Annotated in this window: 12 protein-coding genes, 4 tRNA genes and 1 pseudogene; 6 read left to right on the top strand and 11 right to left on the bottom strand. The window is 60.8% G+C overall.

Annotated features, from left to right (window positions below):
• Positions 1 to 230, top strand: a pseudogene (locus AACY31_RS10440) (transposase); the annotation flags it as partial.
• On the opposite strand, the gene AACY31_RS10435 reads toward AACY31_RS10440, so the two are convergent.
• The 6 genes from AACY31_RS10435 to AACY31_RS10410 all read right to left on the bottom strand — a co-directional run bounded on the left by AACY31_RS10435 (position 175) and on the right by AACY31_RS10410 (position 7,449).
• A complete protein-coding gene (locus AACY31_RS10435) occupies positions 175 to 4,569 on the bottom strand; it encodes an RHS repeat-associated core domain-containing protein (RefSeq protein WP_339504400.1) in 4,395 nt (1,464 codons plus the stop codon). The pseudogene AACY31_RS10440 and the gene AACY31_RS10435 overlap by 56 nt on opposite strands.
• 188 nt (positions 4,570 to 4,757) lie before the next feature.
• Positions 4,758 to 5,159 (bottom strand): sel1 repeat family protein, encoded by a 402-nt coding sequence (locus tag AACY31_RS10430; RefSeq protein ID WP_339475049.1) that lies wholly within the window; start codon positions 5,157 to 5,159, stop codon positions 4,758 to 4,760.
• Positions 5,160 to 5,531, bottom strand: a complete 372-nt coding sequence (locus AACY31_RS10425) for a hypothetical protein (RefSeq protein WP_003179080.1) — start codon at positions 5,529 to 5,531, stop codon at positions 5,160 to 5,162. It abuts the gene before it with no gap.
• Positions 5,528 to 5,869 carry a helix-turn-helix domain-containing protein gene (locus AACY31_RS10420; RefSeq protein ID WP_339475050.1) on the bottom strand — a complete coding sequence of 114 codons (342 nt, stop codon included), beginning with the start codon at positions 5,867 to 5,869 and terminating at the stop codon, positions 5,528 to 5,530. The genes AACY31_RS10425 and AACY31_RS10420 overlap by 4 nt, the downstream gene beginning before the upstream one ends.
• A 115-nt stretch (positions 5,870 to 5,984) precedes the next feature.
• Entirely contained in the window at positions 5,985 to 6,440 is a 456-nt protein-coding gene (locus tag AACY31_RS10415; RefSeq protein WP_339475052.1) for a YkvA family protein, read from the bottom strand.
• Positions 6,441 to 6,735: 295 nt separating this feature from the next.
• Positions 6,736 to 7,449, bottom strand: a complete 714-nt coding sequence (locus AACY31_RS10410) for an FKBP-type peptidyl-prolyl cis-trans isomerase (protein WP_339475053.1) — start codon at positions 7,447 to 7,449, stop codon at positions 6,736 to 6,738.
• A gap of 267 nt (positions 7,450 to 7,716) precedes the next feature.
• Here AACY31_RS10410 and AACY31_RS10405 point away from each other — a divergent pair, with 267 nt between their 5' ends.
• Both AACY31_RS10405 and AACY31_RS10400 read left to right on the top strand, forming a co-directional pair.
• A complete protein-coding gene (locus AACY31_RS10405; RefSeq protein ID WP_339475055.1) occupies positions 7,717 to 9,525 on the top strand; it encodes a di-heme-cytochrome C peroxidase in 1,809 nt (602 codons plus the stop codon).
• A 28-nt stretch (positions 9,526 to 9,553) separates the two neighbouring features.
• A complete protein-coding gene (locus AACY31_RS10400) occupies positions 9,554 to 10,690 on the top strand; it encodes a catalase family protein (protein WP_339475057.1) in 1,137 nt (378 codons plus the stop codon).
• A gap of 424 nt (positions 10,691 to 11,114) precedes the next feature.
• Here AACY31_RS10400 and AACY31_RS10395 read toward each other — a convergent pair.
• The 4 genes from AACY31_RS10395 to AACY31_RS10380 form a co-directional block, all read right to left on the bottom strand.
• Positions 11,115 to 11,191, bottom strand: a tRNA-Asp gene (locus tag AACY31_RS10395).
• Between the two features lie 17 nt (positions 11,192 to 11,208).
• A tRNA-Val gene (locus tag AACY31_RS10390) sits at positions 11,209 to 11,284 on the bottom strand.
• A 176-nt stretch (positions 11,285 to 11,460) separates the two neighbouring features.
• Positions 11,461 to 11,537, bottom strand: a tRNA-Asp gene (locus AACY31_RS10385).
• A 19-nt stretch (positions 11,538 to 11,556) separates the two neighbouring features.
• A tRNA-Val gene (locus AACY31_RS10380) sits at positions 11,557 to 11,632 on the bottom strand.
• A 160-nt stretch (positions 11,633 to 11,792) separates the two neighbouring features.
• Between AACY31_RS10380 and rdgC the strand changes: the two genes are divergently transcribed.
• The 3 genes from rdgC (at position 11,793) to sugE (ending at position 14,257) form a co-directional block, all read left to right on the top strand.
• Entirely contained in the window at positions 11,793 to 12,713 is a 921-nt protein-coding gene (gene rdgC / locus AACY31_RS10375) for a recombination-associated protein RdgC (RefSeq protein WP_339475059.1), read from the top strand.
• A gap of 145 nt (positions 12,714 to 12,858) precedes the next feature.
• The gene (locus AACY31_RS10370; protein WP_339475060.1) at positions 12,859 to 13,824 is read left to right on the top strand and encodes a bile acid:sodium symporter family protein; all 966 of its coding nucleotides are present in this window, start codon (positions 12,859 to 12,861) and stop codon (positions 13,822 to 13,824) included.
• Between the two features lie 118 nt (positions 13,825 to 13,942).
• On the top strand, positions 13,943 to 14,257 hold the full coding sequence (gene sugE / locus AACY31_RS10365) for a quaternary ammonium compound efflux SMR transporter SugE (protein WP_339475062.1): 315 nt from the start codon (positions 13,943 to 13,945) through the stop codon (positions 14,255 to 14,257).
• Positions 14,258 to 14,356: 99 nt separating this feature from the next.
• On the opposite strand, the gene AACY31_RS10360 is transcribed toward sugE, so the two are convergent.
• The gene (locus tag AACY31_RS10360) at positions 14,357 to 16,231 is read right to left on the bottom strand and encodes an MFS transporter (RefSeq protein WP_339504398.1); all 1,875 of its coding nucleotides are present in this window, start codon (positions 16,229 to 16,231) and stop codon (positions 14,357 to 14,359) included.
• Between the last annotated feature and the right edge of the window lie 3 nt (positions 16,232 to 16,234).

Genomic DNA, 16,234 nt, shown 5'->3' with positions numbered 1-16,234 from the left:
CGCTGATTCATGCGCCCAGTTCTACCAAGAACAAAGATGGAAAGCGCGATCCTGAGATGCATCAGACCAAGAAAGGCAACCAATACTACTTCGGTGCCAAAGCCCACATCGGTGTCGACGATGAGTCGGGCCTGGTGCACAGCGTGGTGGTCACGGCGGCCAATGTGGCCGACGTCACGCAGGTCGACAAACTGCTGCATGGCGAGGAAAACGTGATCTGCGCCGATGCTCCGCCGTCATCGGCAGCGCCGGCTCCCCCTCATCCATCCCAGCCTTCGCCGCCGGATCCTGCTGCCCAACCGCCGGTTTTGTACACCCGTCGCTTCCCGGACAATCCACCAACCCCAACGGATCCACCCACCCCGTCGGGTTCAGGGTGTACCGATACCCATTGAGCCCTCCCGCCAATTTGCTCGGGTCAGGCGTCAGGTAGCGGCCGGTTTCGGGATTGTAGTAGCGGTGGCGGTTGTAGTGCAGGCCGCTTTCGGGGTCGAAGTATTGGCCCTGGAAGCGCAGCGGTTGCTCAAGTTGTTCGCCGCCGCCGTGCTGCAGTTCGGTGAGTTGGCCGTAGCCGTTGTAGCGCGCCGACCAGACGATCTGGCCGCTGTAGCTGGTCAGTTCCTGGGGCGTGCCCAAGTGGTCGAGGTGGTAGTAGAACGGCGTGGCTTTTTCCGGGCCTTCGCCATCAAGCATTGCCAGTGGGCGGAAGGTGCCGGGTTCGTAGACGTAGCTGCGGTGGTGGCGCGGGCTGTTTTCGGCGACGACCTGGTCGCCCTGCCAGAAAAACTCCGTGGTCAGGCCGTCCACGGTCTTGCTGATGCGTCGGCCAAAGGCGTCGTAGCGGTAGGAGGTTTCGCGGCCGTCGGCGCCGGTGATGCCGATCAGGCGGTGTTGACTGTCGTAGTGGTAGGCGCTGACCAGGGCCTGGCCGAGGCGTTCGCGGATCTGGTTGCCGAAGGCGTCGTAGTCGTAGTGGCGGTCGCCCTCCTTCAGCAGGCGGTTGCCCTTGAGGGTGATCGGGCCGGGCCGGTCCTGCATCATCAGGTTGCCGGCCGGGTCGTGGCAGAAGTGTTCCGGCGGTTCGCTGTGGGAAAAGTCGATGCGGGTCAGGCGATCCAGCGGGTCGTATTGGTAGCTGCGACGGCTTCGGTTGTCGGAAAGGGTTTGCAGGTTGCCCCGGGGGCTGTAGGCATAATCGCGCCAGAACAGTTGCTGCTGTTGGCTCTGCCACACGGTCTGGGCCTTGAGGCGGCCCTGTTCGTCGTAGTCGTAGTCACTGAGCAGCCGCCCCTGCCGACGTTGCCGCTCGCGACCGCCGTCAAACCGGTGTTCGGTCAGGCGTGAGCCGTTGAGGTCGATGGCGGTCAGTGCGCCACCTGGGGCATGGTGGTAGTCGAGCTGGCTGTCGTCCGGCAGGCGCAGGTGGTTGAGGCGCCCACAGGCGTCGTAGCGATAACGCAGGGTGCCCCAGCCCTGGTGCTCGCAGACCAGCCGGTCCTGGGCGTCGTATTCGAAGGCCAGGGGATGATCGCTGCCGTCGTTGACGTGGACCAATCGGCCCAGCTCGTCGTAGCGGTAGTCGATGGCCTGGCCGTCGGGCAAGATCTTGAGCCGCAGCCGCCCGGCCGCGTCACGCTGGTACTGGGTGAGCCGTTGCGAACCGTCCTCGCCGTACTCGGTTTTTTCCAGCAGGTGGCTGTTGAGGTCGTAGGCGTAGGCGGTGCGTTGGCCGTCGAAGCCGACTTGTTGTCGGATCAAGCCGTTGGGCGTGTAGTCCAGCTGATATTTTTCGCCGGATTCGTTTTCGATTTCGGTCAGCAACAGCCGCGCCGAGTCGTAGCGGTACTTCAGCTCGCTACCGTCGGGGTTCAGGCGACGGCTGACCAGGTGCAGGTCGTCGGCATATTCGTAGCGGGTCAGCCGGCCCTGCTCATCGCGCTCGGCGGTGACCTTGCCGTAGGCGTTGTAGCTCCAGGCACGGGTCGCGCCGGTGGGCAAGGTGGTCTGAAGCAAGCGCCCCAGGGCATCCCATTGGTAATGAGTGACGGCGCCGTGTTCGTCCTGGCGAGTCAGCAAACGCCCCAGGGCGTCGTAGGAAAAACACCGGCGACCGCCGTCGGGCAGGATCGCTTCGGTCAGTTGGCCCAGGCGACTCCAGGTGAAGCGATGTTCGCCACCGTCCGGGTCATACGTCGCCAGCAATTGCCCGTGGGCGTCGTAGGCATATTCCGTGCGCCGGTCGTCCGGATCGATGAAGACGATCACGTCACCCAGGGCATTGCGCCAGTAAGTGCACACGGCCTTGCCGCGCGCACGGGTGTGCAGGAAACCGTTGCGGTATTCGTAGGACGTCGGCGCCTCGTCCGGAGGAATCAGCGCCACCAGCCGTCCGACGTCGTCGTAGCGGTATTCGCTAACGCTCCCCAATGGGTCCTGTTCAGCGATCAGCCGGCCCTGTTCGTCGTAGGCCTTGAGGTGCTCGCCGCCGTCGGGCTCGACCTTGCGCACCAGCCGCGCCCGCTCGTCGTGGACATACACTTCCTGGCTGCCATCCAGATGCCGGGCCGTGACGCTGCCGTCTTCGCCCCAGGTATAGCGGCTATCCATCTGCGCAAACGAAGCCCAATGCCGTACGCAGCGGGACGCCGGCCCGGCGCCTTGCCACTCCCAGTAGAAACTCGCCCCGCCGGCCAGTTGTCGCTGGAGGATGACGTGCTGGTCGTCGTAGTCGTAGCGCTCGCTTTCCCCGGCGGCATTGGTCGCTTCGATCAGTCGGAAACGTCCGTCGTAGCGGTAGGACACCAGCGTCTGTTCGGTCCGCCAGGCTTCGTCGAGGGTGATGGCGGGATGGAAGCTCTGGTAGTCGACGGCGATCAGGTGGCGCTGCTCGTACCGCAGGCGCAAGGAACGCCCGCCACCGTTGTCCAAACGGCAGATGTCGCCGTGGATGTTGCGCTGGAGGGTCAGGCGGTTGTCATAGCGGTCGCTGAGGCCACTCAGGTGGCCGTCGCGAAAATGTAGGAACGCTGCGTTTTCGCCAGGCTGGGCGACGATCAGTTCGTCCGGCTCAGTGCCCAGGTAGATCGCCGCCCGGGCCAGGCTGTTGTGGATCGCCGGACGCTGGGCGTTGGGCAGTGGAAAGGTCGTGCGGCGGTTTTCCTGGTCGACCCAGGTGACCTGCTCGCCGTCGAGCTCCAAGCGATGGGTCAGGGCATGGCTCCAGCCGCGCCCGAGGCCGACGTCCAGGTCGGCGGCGCTGGTGCGGTACAAACGGGTGAAGACGAACGGCAAGCGGCCATCGAGGGTGCCGTCGTCGAGGGTCAGCAGTTCTTCGCCGGTGACCATCGACACCGGGCAGCCGACTGCCTGGGTTTGGGCCGCGGTGTCGGCGGGGTCGCCGTTGGGGTTTTTCGATTGGGCGGGGGCGTCGTCGTGATGTTCGTGTTTTTTCAGCATGGCGTTGCGCTGCGCACCCCAGTGCAGTTGCATCCGGCCCTTTTTCACCCCGGCCGCGATACCGCGTGCCGCCACGGTTTTGTAGCGGTCCACGTAGCTCATGAAGCCGTTGACCACTGCGAAGATCGCACGGATGAAACGCTGCATGGCGTTCAGCAGGGTTGCGCCGTGCCTGGCCAACCGCATCGACAGGTAGGCAATCCCGGCCCCCGCCCCGGCAAAGGTCAAGACCACGCCGATCAGTAAGTCGATCACCAGTTGCACCGCGACAGTCGAGAGCCCTTTGGCCCTTTCGCCAGCGACTTCACTGGGCGGCAACATCTCCAGCCAGAGACTGGCGGTGCGCACCAACAGGCACAGTGCCGCTTCGTCGCTGGCCAGCAGTTGCAGCTTGGCCATCACCTGCGGTGTTTTTTCCGCCAGGTCCTCCAGCTGCGTGGCGCTTTCACCCAACCGCTCAACAAACTGACCAGGGTCCTTGAGGATGTCTGAGAGCAAGCCGATGCTGTCCCACACACTTTCAATCGCCGCCCAACTACCGGCGAGCAAGCCGTTGCCCACCGCAGTTGCCGACGTCGCCAAGGACTGCTGCGCCCATCGCGGCTTGAAGCCCTGCCACTCGCCGCGCAGCCAGTCCGTCAGATCGGTGCTCAGGCCATCGTAGGAAGAAAACAGATTCGCGATTTGCTTGGCGGACACCTCGCCCTGAACGTGAGCCCGATAGGACTTGCCCGCCTCCCCCGTGAAGGTCCCCAGGCCTTGGGCATCCAGGGTGACCGGCGTGACCTCGCCGCTGGCCACATCCACCACATCCACCACGATATCGCCCAGCGGGATGTCGTACACCGACTCGAACTTGCTTTCGATCGTCAACGGCCCACCCTTGGGGCACTGGACGACTGTGGAGAGAAAATCATCGTCACCGGTGCTGACAGTGGTGGTGCTGTCGCCGAAGCGGATCACCCGCTCCATGCCCATCAGTGACGGCAGGTCTGCCGCATGACTGGCCCGGTCCGCTGCTCTGCTGTACCAGCGCTCGAGGTGCTCGCGGTAGATCGACAGGGTGTCTTTGAAGCTGTCGAGTTCCTGCTCGATACGGCTTACCTGATCCATCAGGACAGGGCTCTCTCACGGGCCGGCAGGAAAAAACGGTCGAACATGGGCAGACGTCTCGCAGCGCTCAGGGAGCGCGAGACTTTGCCGGGGATGGCAGGGGAATTAAGTCAGGGGGAGGAGACAGAGTGCGTAGGGCGATTCGCTAAATTCGTCTGGCTTGCACAACGAATCGCCTGTGAACACCCCTAGAGATCGCGAGTTTCAAGTGATTTGAGCTTGGTCTCGGCCAGCGGGTGCCCGGCTTTCGCCGCCAAGGTCCACCAACGTGCCGCTTCCACCGGGTCCGGCGCCTTGCTGGTTGTGCCGGCCAGGCTGATCACGCCAACCTGGTAGGCGGCCTTGCCATCACCGGCCAATGCAGCCAGCCGCAGCAGGCGAATCCCTTCTTCACGGGCCCCCAGCCCTTGGCCGCGAAACGTGAGGATGTGCCCATAGAAGCTCTGTGCACCGACGTCGCCCAAGTTCGCCATGCGCGAGAACTGCCCCTCGAGCCAGGCCCAGCCACGCGGCTGGCGGACGAACCAGGACCAATGAAACAACCGACGCGCCAACCAGTAACCGGCCAGCGCCTTGAGTCGCCAGAGCACTCAGGCCTCCGCCGACTCGGGGTACTCGTATTCAAATACCCGAACCACTTCTGAAGCGTGCCAGGAAGCAGCGGCCACGCCATCGGAAGGCCCGGAAAAGCGACCCAGGCGTTCAACACATTCGAAGAACCCCGTACGCGGCAACCGACTGGCGCCCTGGCTGATCACCAATGAACTGCGCAGCGGCTGTTCCGCCCGGGCGTCCAGCGCCGCCAAGTGCTCAAGAGCCGCGGTCAAGGTCTGCATGGCCGGGCTGGGCAGTTGCAGACGCTCCAGCAAGGCGCGGTAGGTCAATAAATGGCGCTGGCGGCGTGCCTGGTCCAACTCCCCCAACAACCCATCCCAATGCTGCCGACTGATGCGTACACTCACGATTCTTCCCTCCAACCCGGCACCGTCAACTCCCAGGCCAGACTGCGCCGAATCGCGGCATCGGGCTGACGCTCGCCGCTCTCGATCAAGGCCAGATAAGACGGGCTGATACCTACCGTGCGGGCCAACGCCTCAATGGCGATGCCCTTCCCTTCGCGCAAACTGCGTAATTGATCCAGGCCAGGGAGAACCTGACCCGGTGCCGCCGCGTGACGGACTGTCGCTTCGCGCGGCGGAGCTTGATCGATGCCTGCTGCCTTCAACAACGACTGGTACTGATCCCACGACAAAACCGCGTATTCGGGTTCTCCGTCACGTGTGATTATTTGAATATCCATGTCTACCCCGTAGGACAACAACACTTAGCGAGTCAGCCTTTTTTCTTAGAAGTGTAATCCTAAATACCGGCTAAGGTCGCGGGGCGATGCATTCTCAGGGGCAAATGCTACCGAATCAGGTTTTTTTCTGGCCTTGGAGTTGGAGTTGTTCCGGGGTATCGGGAAGCCTTTCGACCCGGGCAAGCTTCTCGGGTGACTGTCGATAACGCCAGGCGCGGAAAGCCTCAAGCTCAACGTCGAGGGTTTTCATGACCCAGGCCAGCACGGCGATATCGTCGAACATGCCAAACATTGGCAAGATGTCTGGAATCGCATCCAGCGGGCTGAGGAAATACATGAGCCCTGCCACCACCGACAACATCGACTGGGCGCTGACAGCGCGGTATTCCCCTCGCCAGTAGGCCAGGCACAAGGCCTGCAACAGACGCAGGTCCTCCTTGAGCTTGCCCAACCGTCCGCCCTCCCGGGCGCCTTTGCTGGCAACAGCGAATAGCAATGTTGGCAATCGACCGCGGGCCAGCAGGCGGCCTGCCAAGGGCAGAAATCGCGCAAAATTCCACGGGGCCTTCATTTTTTCTCCCACTGAAATGTTATCCACACAAATTGTGGATAACCTTGTGAACAGAGCTGCATTTCATCGCTGAAGCCCCCGTTTCATAAGGGCCCGGCTTAGATCGGGCGTTTTTTACTCACATAAAAAAACCCAATTTTTCATTGACTTGACCGGCTGACTGCGTCTAGCGCAGCGCCTGTATTGCCTATGACTATACCCTGCATCATGCGTTCGGTTTTTTTGCCATTTTGCAGCAGCCCAGATGCGACAACGCCCCGCATAAGCGAGGCGTTGTCGTTCATAGCAGTCGCGATTACTTGACTGCGTCTTCTTTTGCCGGATCCTTGATCGCCAGCAGTTCCAGGTCGAACACCAGGACCGAGTTGGCCGGGATGGCCGGGCTCGGGCTCTGGGCGCCGTAGGCCAGGTCGCTCGGGATGTACAGCTTGTACTTCTCGCCGACGTGCATCAGTTGCAGGCCTTCGACCCAACCCGGGATCACGCCGCTGACCGGCAGGTCGATCGGGCTGCCACGCTCAACGGAGCTGTCGAACACGGTGCCGTTGGTCAGCTTGCCGGTGTAGTGGACAGTCACGACATCGGTCGCCTTAGGCTGTGGGCCGTCGGCTTTCTTGACCACTTCGTACTGCAGGCCGGAAGCGGTGGTGGTGACACCGGCTTTCTTGCCGTTTTCTTCGAGGAATTTCTTGCCGGCGGCTGCCGACTCTTCGCTCATCTTGGCCATACGCTCTTCGGCACGCTTTTGCAGCGCGGCAAAGGCTTCGACCAGTTCTTCGTCTTTCAGCTTCTGTTCTTTCTTGCCAACGGCATCTTCGATGCCCTGGGCGACCGCTTTGGAGTCCAGGTCATCCATGCCTTCCTGAGCCAGGCTCTTGCCCATGTTCAGGCCAATACCGTAGGAAGCTTTCTGCGCCGGGGTTTTCAGCTCTACGCTGGTCTGCGAGTCGCAACCCGCGAGTACCAGGCCAACCAGGGCCACCGCCGCCGCCAACCGATGCTGTTTCATGCTATTTCCTTGTTCATGCGCCTAAAGGGCAATCGAATAAAGCCGCGAGCTTATCAGGCGGCCACGACCAATGGCTACCGGCATGTGAGCCACAAAGTAATGATAAGTTCAGGTCCGCAAACGCTTTTTAAGCCTGGACGAATGAAGCATCTGTCATCTGTTACGTACAGGGACAAATGGCCGCTCTCCAAGGACCAGGGTAATGGCCACTTGCCCGCCGCGCGGCACTGAGGCATAAGGACACATCAAAAAAACAAGGACGTTACCGTGCGCCTTCTCTCTCGCATTCTCTTGCTGCTCCTCGCGTTGCTGATCATCGTCGTGGCGGTGGTGCTTTATTACGTCGCCAATCCTCGCTTGCCGTTCTACACGCCCGTCGAACAGGTGTATTACCTGGATCAATGGAGCGCCGCCGAGCGCCAGACGTATTACTTCACCCCCCAGGGCACCCAGGTCAAAGGCCTGCGCTACGACTGGTTCACTGCCCTCGAATTACCATTTTCGCAACAACGCTTCGCGTCGCCTGAGTATCTGGCGCGCTTTGGCTTCCTGGTCGACCCAGCGCAGAAAGCCACGCCAGACAATCCCGGCAACTTGCCGGTAGGTTTCGCTCGTCACCAGAACCCGGGCAGCAACGCCGAATTCCTGGATATCACCTGTGCCGCGTGTCATACCGGCGAATTGCACTTCAAGGGACAGGCGATACGAATCGATGGTGGCTCGGCTCAACACGTCCTGCCTTCCAGTGTTCCTACATTACGCGGTGGCAGTTTCGGACAGGCATTGGTCGCCAGTCTGGCGTCTACCTACTACAACCCTTGGAAATTCGAGCGCTTCGCCCGACAAGTGCTGGGCCAGGACTACGACGCCCGCCACGAGGCATTGCGCAAGGCCTTCAAGGTCTCTCTGGACACGTTCCTGCGGGTGGCCTGGAACGACACCCATCGCGGCCTGTACCCCACCGAAGAAGGCCCTGGCCGTACCGACGCCTTCGGTCGCATCGCCAATGCCAGCTTCGGCGACGCCATTTCGCCGAAAAACTACCGGGTGGCCAACGCCCCCGTGGATTACCCGCAGTTGTGGGACATATGGACGTTCGACTGGGTGCAGTGGAACGGATCGGCCCAGCAACCGATGGCCCGCAACGTCGGTGAGGCGCTGGGGGTCGGCGCCACGCTGAATTTCTTCGATGCCCAAGGCAAACCGCTGCAAGGCGATGCGCGCTACCCCTCCAGCGTGCGCGTTCGCGACCTGAACAAGATCGAAGAGACCCTGCAACTGCTCAAGCCGCCCGTGTGGCCGGAAGCGCTGCTGGGCTCGATCGATAAACCGCTGGCGGCCAAGGGCCGAGCCCTGTTCAGCGAAAACTGCGCCGGCTGCCATGTGCCCAAAGTGGTCCAGGGGCCTGACAGGCCGGTCCAACAACTGCACATGCTGCCCGTGCAGGTGATCGGCACCGACCCGGGCACCGCTAATAACATCGCCGACCACCGCTACGACCTGACCAGCCTGCAGTGGGATCCGGCCGAGCTGGCGAAGCTGGAAGTGCAACTGCACCCGACCCCGACGGAGCCGCTGGACCTGAGCCAACTCTCGGTCGCCAAAGGTCTGGCCTACGTCACGGCATTCGTCGAAAACCGTGCTTACCGCGACGCCGGCGTCACTCCCGCCGAGCGCCCGGCCCTGGATGGTTTCGGCCTGCCCATCGGCGTACGTGAATTACGCGCCTACAAGGCCCGGCCCCTGGCGGGCGTCTGGGCCACGCCACCGTTCCTGCACAACGGCTCGGTGCCGACGATCTATCAACTGCTTTCCCCACAGGACGAGCGCGCGACCACGTTCTATAAAGGCAACTTCGAATACGACCCGCGCCACCTGGGCTATCGCACCGAAGCCTTTACCAACGGTTTTCTCTTCGATACCCGCCTTACCGGCAACCACAACAGCGGCCATGAATTCCGCGCTGGCGAGCGAGGCAATGGTGTCATTGGCCGCTTGCTGCAACCGCAGGAACGCTGGGCCTTGCTGGAGTATTTAAAGGTGCTGGGTGGGCCACTGGAGGCGCAACTGCAATGATGAATCCCACAAGTAAAAGGAAGTTTCAATGTTGATCGCGCTCTGGCTGCGCCTCGGTGCCTTTTTGGGCAAGACGCTCCTGTGGCTGCTGGGCATCGGGTTGCTCGGCTGGGCACTGTCCACGGCCTGGTTTGCCTGGCAACACAAGGGACCGGTCCCGGACAAGGAACAGGTGGCGCCCGGCGAAGCCGCCATGACCCAGGACATCATCCAGACCGCGATCCGTATCGTCGATCAGCACCGCGAAAGCACGCGCTACCTGCGCGACGCTCATGCCAAGGCGCACGGGTGCGTCATGGCCGAAGTCCAGGTGCCGAGCGACCTGCCGGCAGCGTTGCGCCAAGGGGTATTCGCCGAGCCGGGGAAGGTCTGGCAGGCGACGATTCGCCTGTCCAACGGCAACGCCTATCCGCAGTTCGACAGCCTGCGCGATGCCCGCGGGATGGCGATCAAGCTGATGAACGTACCGGGCAAGCAACTGCTCGCTGACCGGCAATCACAGGGTGAGCAGGATTTCGTGATGTTCAATCATCCGAACTTCTTCGTCAGTGATGTCGCCGAGTACCGTCAGAATGTGGCCGCTCAGGCTGACGGGAAGAAGGCGATGGCTTTCTTTCCAAGCCTGGACCCACGCAGCTGGCAGATCCGTCATTTGTTCATCGCCCTGGCGACCCTCTCGCCGGCTCCGGCCAGCCCGACCCAGACCACTTACTTCTCGGTATCGCCTTACAAGTTCGGTGAGGCCAACGCCAAGTTTCGCGTCGCACCGGACCCGGACAGTTGCCCAAGCTACACCTTGCTTCCGCAGAACCAGGACCTGCCGAATTTCTTGCGTAGCGCATTGAACCAGCAGTTATCCACCGACCGGGTGCCGGCGTGTTTTGTCTTGCAGATCCAGCGTCAGGATCCGAGCAAGTACATGCCGATCGAAGACACCAGTATTGAATGGCAGGAAAGTGATGCACCGTTCGAGACTGTGGCACGCATTAAGGTGCCGGCTCAGGATTTTGATACGCCCAAGCTGAATCTGGCTTGTGATAATCAGTCGTTCAATCCTTGGTTTGGGATTGAGGCGCATCGGCCTATTGGTGGGATCAATCGCTTGCGTAAGGCGGTGTATGAGGCGGTCAGCGATTATCGTCATCGGCGGAATGCTGAGCAGTAGACGATGGGTTTTGGGTGTATATCCGTTTCTTCGGTAACGGCTACTTAGGGTTCCGCCCTGACGGCGGGTCACTTTTGGAAGAGCGCCAAAAGTAACCAAAAACGCTTTGCCCCACCACTTGGCACCTCGCCTAGGCTCGGTGTGCCCTCACTCCGGCATTGCTTCGCGGCGGGCCCACGGAGCAATGCCTTCGTTCGGGCATGCCGAGCCTAGGCGAGGCACCGAGTGGTGGGGCTGAAGCGCTTTGGTTACTTTCGCGCTTTTCGAGGTGACCCGCCGTCAGGGCGGAACCTAAGTGGCCGTAACCGCAGCAACGGATATACACACAAAAAAGAAAACAAAAAAAAACGACGCTCTTCCCTCGTAAAGGAAAAGCGTCGTTTCTAGTAGTCACCTGGCGTTCAGCATTCCAGATAACCGAATATGGCGCAGCGGACGGGACTCGAACCCGCGACCCCCGGCGTGACAGGCCGGTATTCTAACCGACTGAACTACCGCTGCGCGTAACACTGAAAGTTTGGTGGGTGATGACGGGATCGAACCGCCGACATTCTGCTTGTAAGGCAGACGCTCTCCCAGCTGAGCTAATCACCCTTCACTTTCGATGCGGGGCGCATTCTCTCACAGTTTTTTGTAACGTGCTGATTTAATTAGCAAATTCAGCAAAAAAATATGAGCAACACACACCACAGGAACTTCAAACAACAAAAAGCCCGCGTTAGCGGGCTTTGTGTGGTGACCTGGCGTTCAGCGTTCCAGGTAACCGAATATGGCGCAGCGGACGGGACTCGAACCCGCGACCCCCGGCGTGACAGGCCGGTATTCTAACCGACTGAACTACCGCTGCGCGTAACACGTTGAACGAATGGTGGGTGATGACGGGATCGAACCGCCGACATTCTGCTTGTAAGGCAGACGCTCTCCCAGCTGAGCTAATCACCCTTCGCTTTCGGTGTGGCGCGCATTCTACGGAGCAGTCTTTAAGCTGGCAAGCACTTTTTAAAATAATTTTTTCAGGCCTTCCAAAGGCTTAGCGAAGGGTTGGCCTATGGCGCCGCGAAGAGAATAATGCCCCCCTTTGTATAAAGGAGAGACTCACCCCATGTGGTTCAAAAACCTGCTTATCTATCGCCTGACCCAAGATCTGCCTTTTGATGCCGAGGCGTTGGAAACTGCACTGGCCAGCAAACTGGCGCGTCCATGTGCAAGCCAGGAGTTGACCACTTACGGTTTCGTCGCGCCGTTTGGCAAAGGTGAAGACGCACCACTGGTGCACGTCAGCCAGGACTTCCTGCTGATCGCCGCGCGCAAGGAAGAACGTATCTTGCCGGGCAGCGTCGTACGCGATGCGCTGAAGGAAAAGGTCGAAGAGATCGAAGCCGAGCAAATGCGCAAGGTCTATAAAAAGGAACGGGACCAGCTCAAGGATGAAATCATCCAGGCGTTCCTGCCGCGTGCGTTCATCCGTCGTTCGTCCACCTTCGCCGCCATCGCGCCGAAACAGGGCCTGATCCTGGTGAACTCGGCCAGCCCGAAACGCGCCGAAGACCTGCTGTCTACCCTGCGCGAAGTCATCGGCTCGCTGCCGGTACGGCCACTGACGGTAAAAATGGCCCCGACCGCCACCATGACCGACTGGGTCAAGACCCAGAAAGCCGCGGACGATTTCTTCGTACTCGATGAATGCGAACTGCGCGACACCCATGAAGACGGCGGCATCGTGCGCTGCAAGCGCCAGGACCTGACCAGCGACGAAATCCAGCTGCACCTGAACACCGGCAAGGTGGTGACGCAATTGGCCCTGGCGTGGCAGGACAAGCTGTCCTTCGTGCTCGACGACAAGATGGTGGTCAAGCGCCTGAAGTTCGAAGACCTGCTGCAGGACCAGGCAGAGCAGGACGGTGGCGACGAGGCCCTCGGCCAACTGGACGCCAGCTTCACGCTGATGATGTTGACGTTCGGCGAGTTCCTGCCGGCGCTGGTTGAAGCGTTAGGTGGGGAAGAGATTCCGCAGGGGATCTAAAGGCTGTTGATCTCTAGTGTGGGAGCGGGCTTGCTCGCGAAGACTGACTGACATTCAACGATGATGTTGACTGACACTCCGCTTTCGCGAGCAAGCCCGCTCCCACATTGGGTCTTGTGGTGTTATCAATAATAAGGATCAGGTCATGCGCGCACTGGCTGCATTGAGTCGCTTTGTCGGCAACACCTTTGCTTACTGGGTACTGATTTTCGCAGTGCTGGCCTTCCTGCAACCGCAGTGGTTCGTCGGCCTGAGAATCGCCATCGTGCCGCTGCTGGGCCTGGTGATGTTCGGCATGGGCCTGGCACTCAAGCTGGAAGACTTCGCCGAAGTGGCCCGCCATCCTGGGCGGGTAGCCCTGGGGGTGATTGCTCAATTCGTGATCATGCCTGGCATGGCGTGGCTGCTTTGCCAAGTGTTCAGCCTACCGCCGGAGATCGCCGTCGGCGTGATCCTGGTGGGCTGTTGCCCAAGCGGCACATCGTCCAATGTCATGACCTGGCTGGCTCGCGGTGACCTGGCCCTGGCCGTAGCGATTTCCGCCATCACGACCCTGCTCGCCCCTCTGCTGACCCCGGCACTGATCTGGCTGCTGGCCTCGGCCTGGTTGCCGGTGTCGTTCTCGGCGCTGTTCTGGTCGATCCTGCAAATTGTCCTGTTGCCGATCGCACTGGGCATCGTTGCCCAACGTCTGTTGGGTGCCCGGGTTCGTCATGCCGTAGAAGTGCTGCCGCTGATATCGGTAGTGAGCATCGTGATCATCGTCGCGGCGGTGGTCGCAGCCAGTCAGGCGAAAATTGCCGAATCCGGCCTGCTGATCATGGCCATCGTGATGCTGCACAACAGCTTCGGTTATCTGCTGGGGTACTTCACCGGGCGTTTGTTCGGCTTGCCGTTGGCCCAGCGCAAAACCCTGTCATTGGAAGTGGGCATGCAGAACTCCGGCCTGGGCGCGGCATTGGCGAGCGCGCACTTTTCGCCACTGGCGGCGGTGCCCAGCGCGCTGTTCAGCGTCTGGCACAACATTTCCGGCGCCCTGCTCTCGACGTACTTGCGGCGCATGAGCGAAAAACAGGACCGTGAGCTACAAGCCCGCCAAGCGGTGGACTGAAGGAGAATCTTGACCAAATCGTCAGCATTGGGCACTGTTGCACCCAATGCGGGGACGACCCCGCAACGCTCGAGCGATCGTTATCCGGGGACGGCCCCATCCATTGATGAGGTGTGTGATGTCCTGGATCATTCTGTTTCTTGCCGGCCTGTTCGAAGTCGGTTGGGCTGTCGGCCTGAAATACACCGACGGTTTCAGCCGCCCTCTCCCCACTGCACTGACCATCGCCGCCATGGCGATCAGCCTCGGCCTGCTCGGCCTTGCAATGAAGGAACTGCCGCTGGGTACAGCCTATGCGATCTGGACCGGGGTCGGTGCCGTGGGCACGGTGATCGCCGGAATCATTTTGTTTGGTGAGTCGATGGCACTGGTGCGCTTGCTCAGCGTAGCGTTGATCGTTGCGGGGTTGATCGGGCTTAAGGTCAGCACCTGAGTTCTCCAAGGAGCGAAACCTGTGAGAACAAAGCTTGCTCGCGACGGCGTCCTTGAGACCGTCATCGCGGGCAAGCCTTGCTCCCACAGGCTCTTCGTCTTACCTGACTGTGCCGCGCAACTCCCCCACCAACGCCTGCAACTTCGCCGGCTCAGCCACTTCCACAGCGACCGCCGAACCCGCCACCAGTGTCACCCGCGACCAGAACCGGCGAAACAGCCCTTTGGCCGGGTCGCGACTGAAAAAGCTGCCCCACAAACCCTGCAACGCCAAGGGAATCACCGGCACTGGGGTCTCTTGGAGGATGCGTGTCAGTCCGCTCTTGAATTCATTGATCTCACCGTCACCGGTCAATTTTCCTTCAGGGAAGATGCACACCAACTCACCGTCCTTCAGGTATTGGGCGATTCGTTTGAAGGCTTTTTCGTAGATGTGAATGTCTTCCTGGCGCCCGGCAATCGGGATCGTCCCGGCGGTACGGAAGATGAAATTCAGCACCGGCAGGTTGTAGATCTTGTAGTACATCACGAAGCGAATCGGTCGACGCACCGCGCCGCCAATCAGCAAGGCATCGACGAAGGACACGTGGTTGCAAACCAACAGCGCGGCGCCTTCATCCGGGATCGCCTCCAGGTTGCGATGCTCCACGCGGTACATGGAATGGCTCAGCAGCCAGATCATGAAACGCATGCTGAACTCGGGGACGATTTTGAAGATGTAGGCGTTGACGCCGATGTTGAGCAGCGAGACCACCAGGAACAACTGCGGGATCGACAGTTTGACCAGGCTCAGCAACACGATGGAAACGATGGCCGAGACCACCATGAACAGCGCGTTGAGAATATTGTTGGCGGCAATCACCCGCGCCCGCTCGTTCTCCACCGTGCGCGACTGGATCAAGGCGTACAGCGGCACGATGTAGAAACCACCGAAGACACCCAGGCCCAGGATGTCGATCAACACCAGCCAGGCGTGACCGAAACCGAGCACTTCAAGCCAACCGTGACCCTCGACGCTGTCGGGGATTCCACCGGAATGCCACCACAGCAACAGACCGAATACGGTGAGCCCGAACGAGCCGAACGGCACCAGGCCGATCTCGACTTTGCGCCCGGAAAGCCTTTCACAGAGCATCGAACCCAAGGCGATCCCCACCGAGAACACCGTCAGGATCAAGGTCACCACGGTTTCGTCACCGTGCATCCACTCCTTGGCATAGGCGGGGATCTGCGTCAGGTAGATCGCACCGACGAACCAGAACCAGGAGTTGCCGACAATCGACCGGGACACTGCCGGGGTTTGCCCTAACCCCAGTTTCAGGGTGGCCCAGGATTGGCTGAAGATGTTCCAGTTCAAGCGCATCTGCGGCGAGGCCGCGGCCGCGCGCGGAATGCTGCGGCTGGCCAGGTAACCGAGCACGGCAACGCCGATGATCACGGCGGACACCACGGGTGCGTAATGCGCCGAGGACATCATGATCCCGGCGCCAATGGTACCGGCCAGGATCGCCAGGAAGGTGCCCATCTCCACCAGCCCATTGCCGCCGACCAACTCTTCCTCGTGCAAGGCCTGCGGCAGGATCGAGTACTTCACCGGGCCGAACAACGCCGATTGCGTGCCCATGGCAAACAGGGCCACCAGCATCAGCGACAAGTGATCGAACAGAACCCCTACTGCGCCGACTGCCATGATGGCGATTTCGCCGAGCTTGATCAGACGAATCAGCGCGTCCTTGGCGAACTTTTCCCCGAACTGCCCTGCCAGCGCCGAGAACAGAAAAAACGGCAGGATAAACAGCAGCGCGCAAAGGTTGACCCAGATCGAGCGGTCCCCCTCGATGGTCAATTTGTAGAGGATGGCGAGGATCAGCGACTGCTTGAAAATGTTGTCGTTGAACGCGCCCAAGGACTGCGTGATGAAGAACGGCAAGAAACGCCGCGTGCGAAGCAAGGTGAACTGCGAAGGGTGACTCATCTT

Origin of the sequence: Pseudomonas sp. RL_105y_Pfl2_101, assembly GCF_963970585.1 — a bacterium.
In the GTDB taxonomy this organism is placed as follows: Bacteria; Pseudomonadota; Gammaproteobacteria; order Pseudomonadales; family Pseudomonadaceae; genus Aquipseudomonas.
Note: the sequence above shows the minus strand (reverse complement) of the source record. Positions and strands in the feature narration are given on the sequence as shown.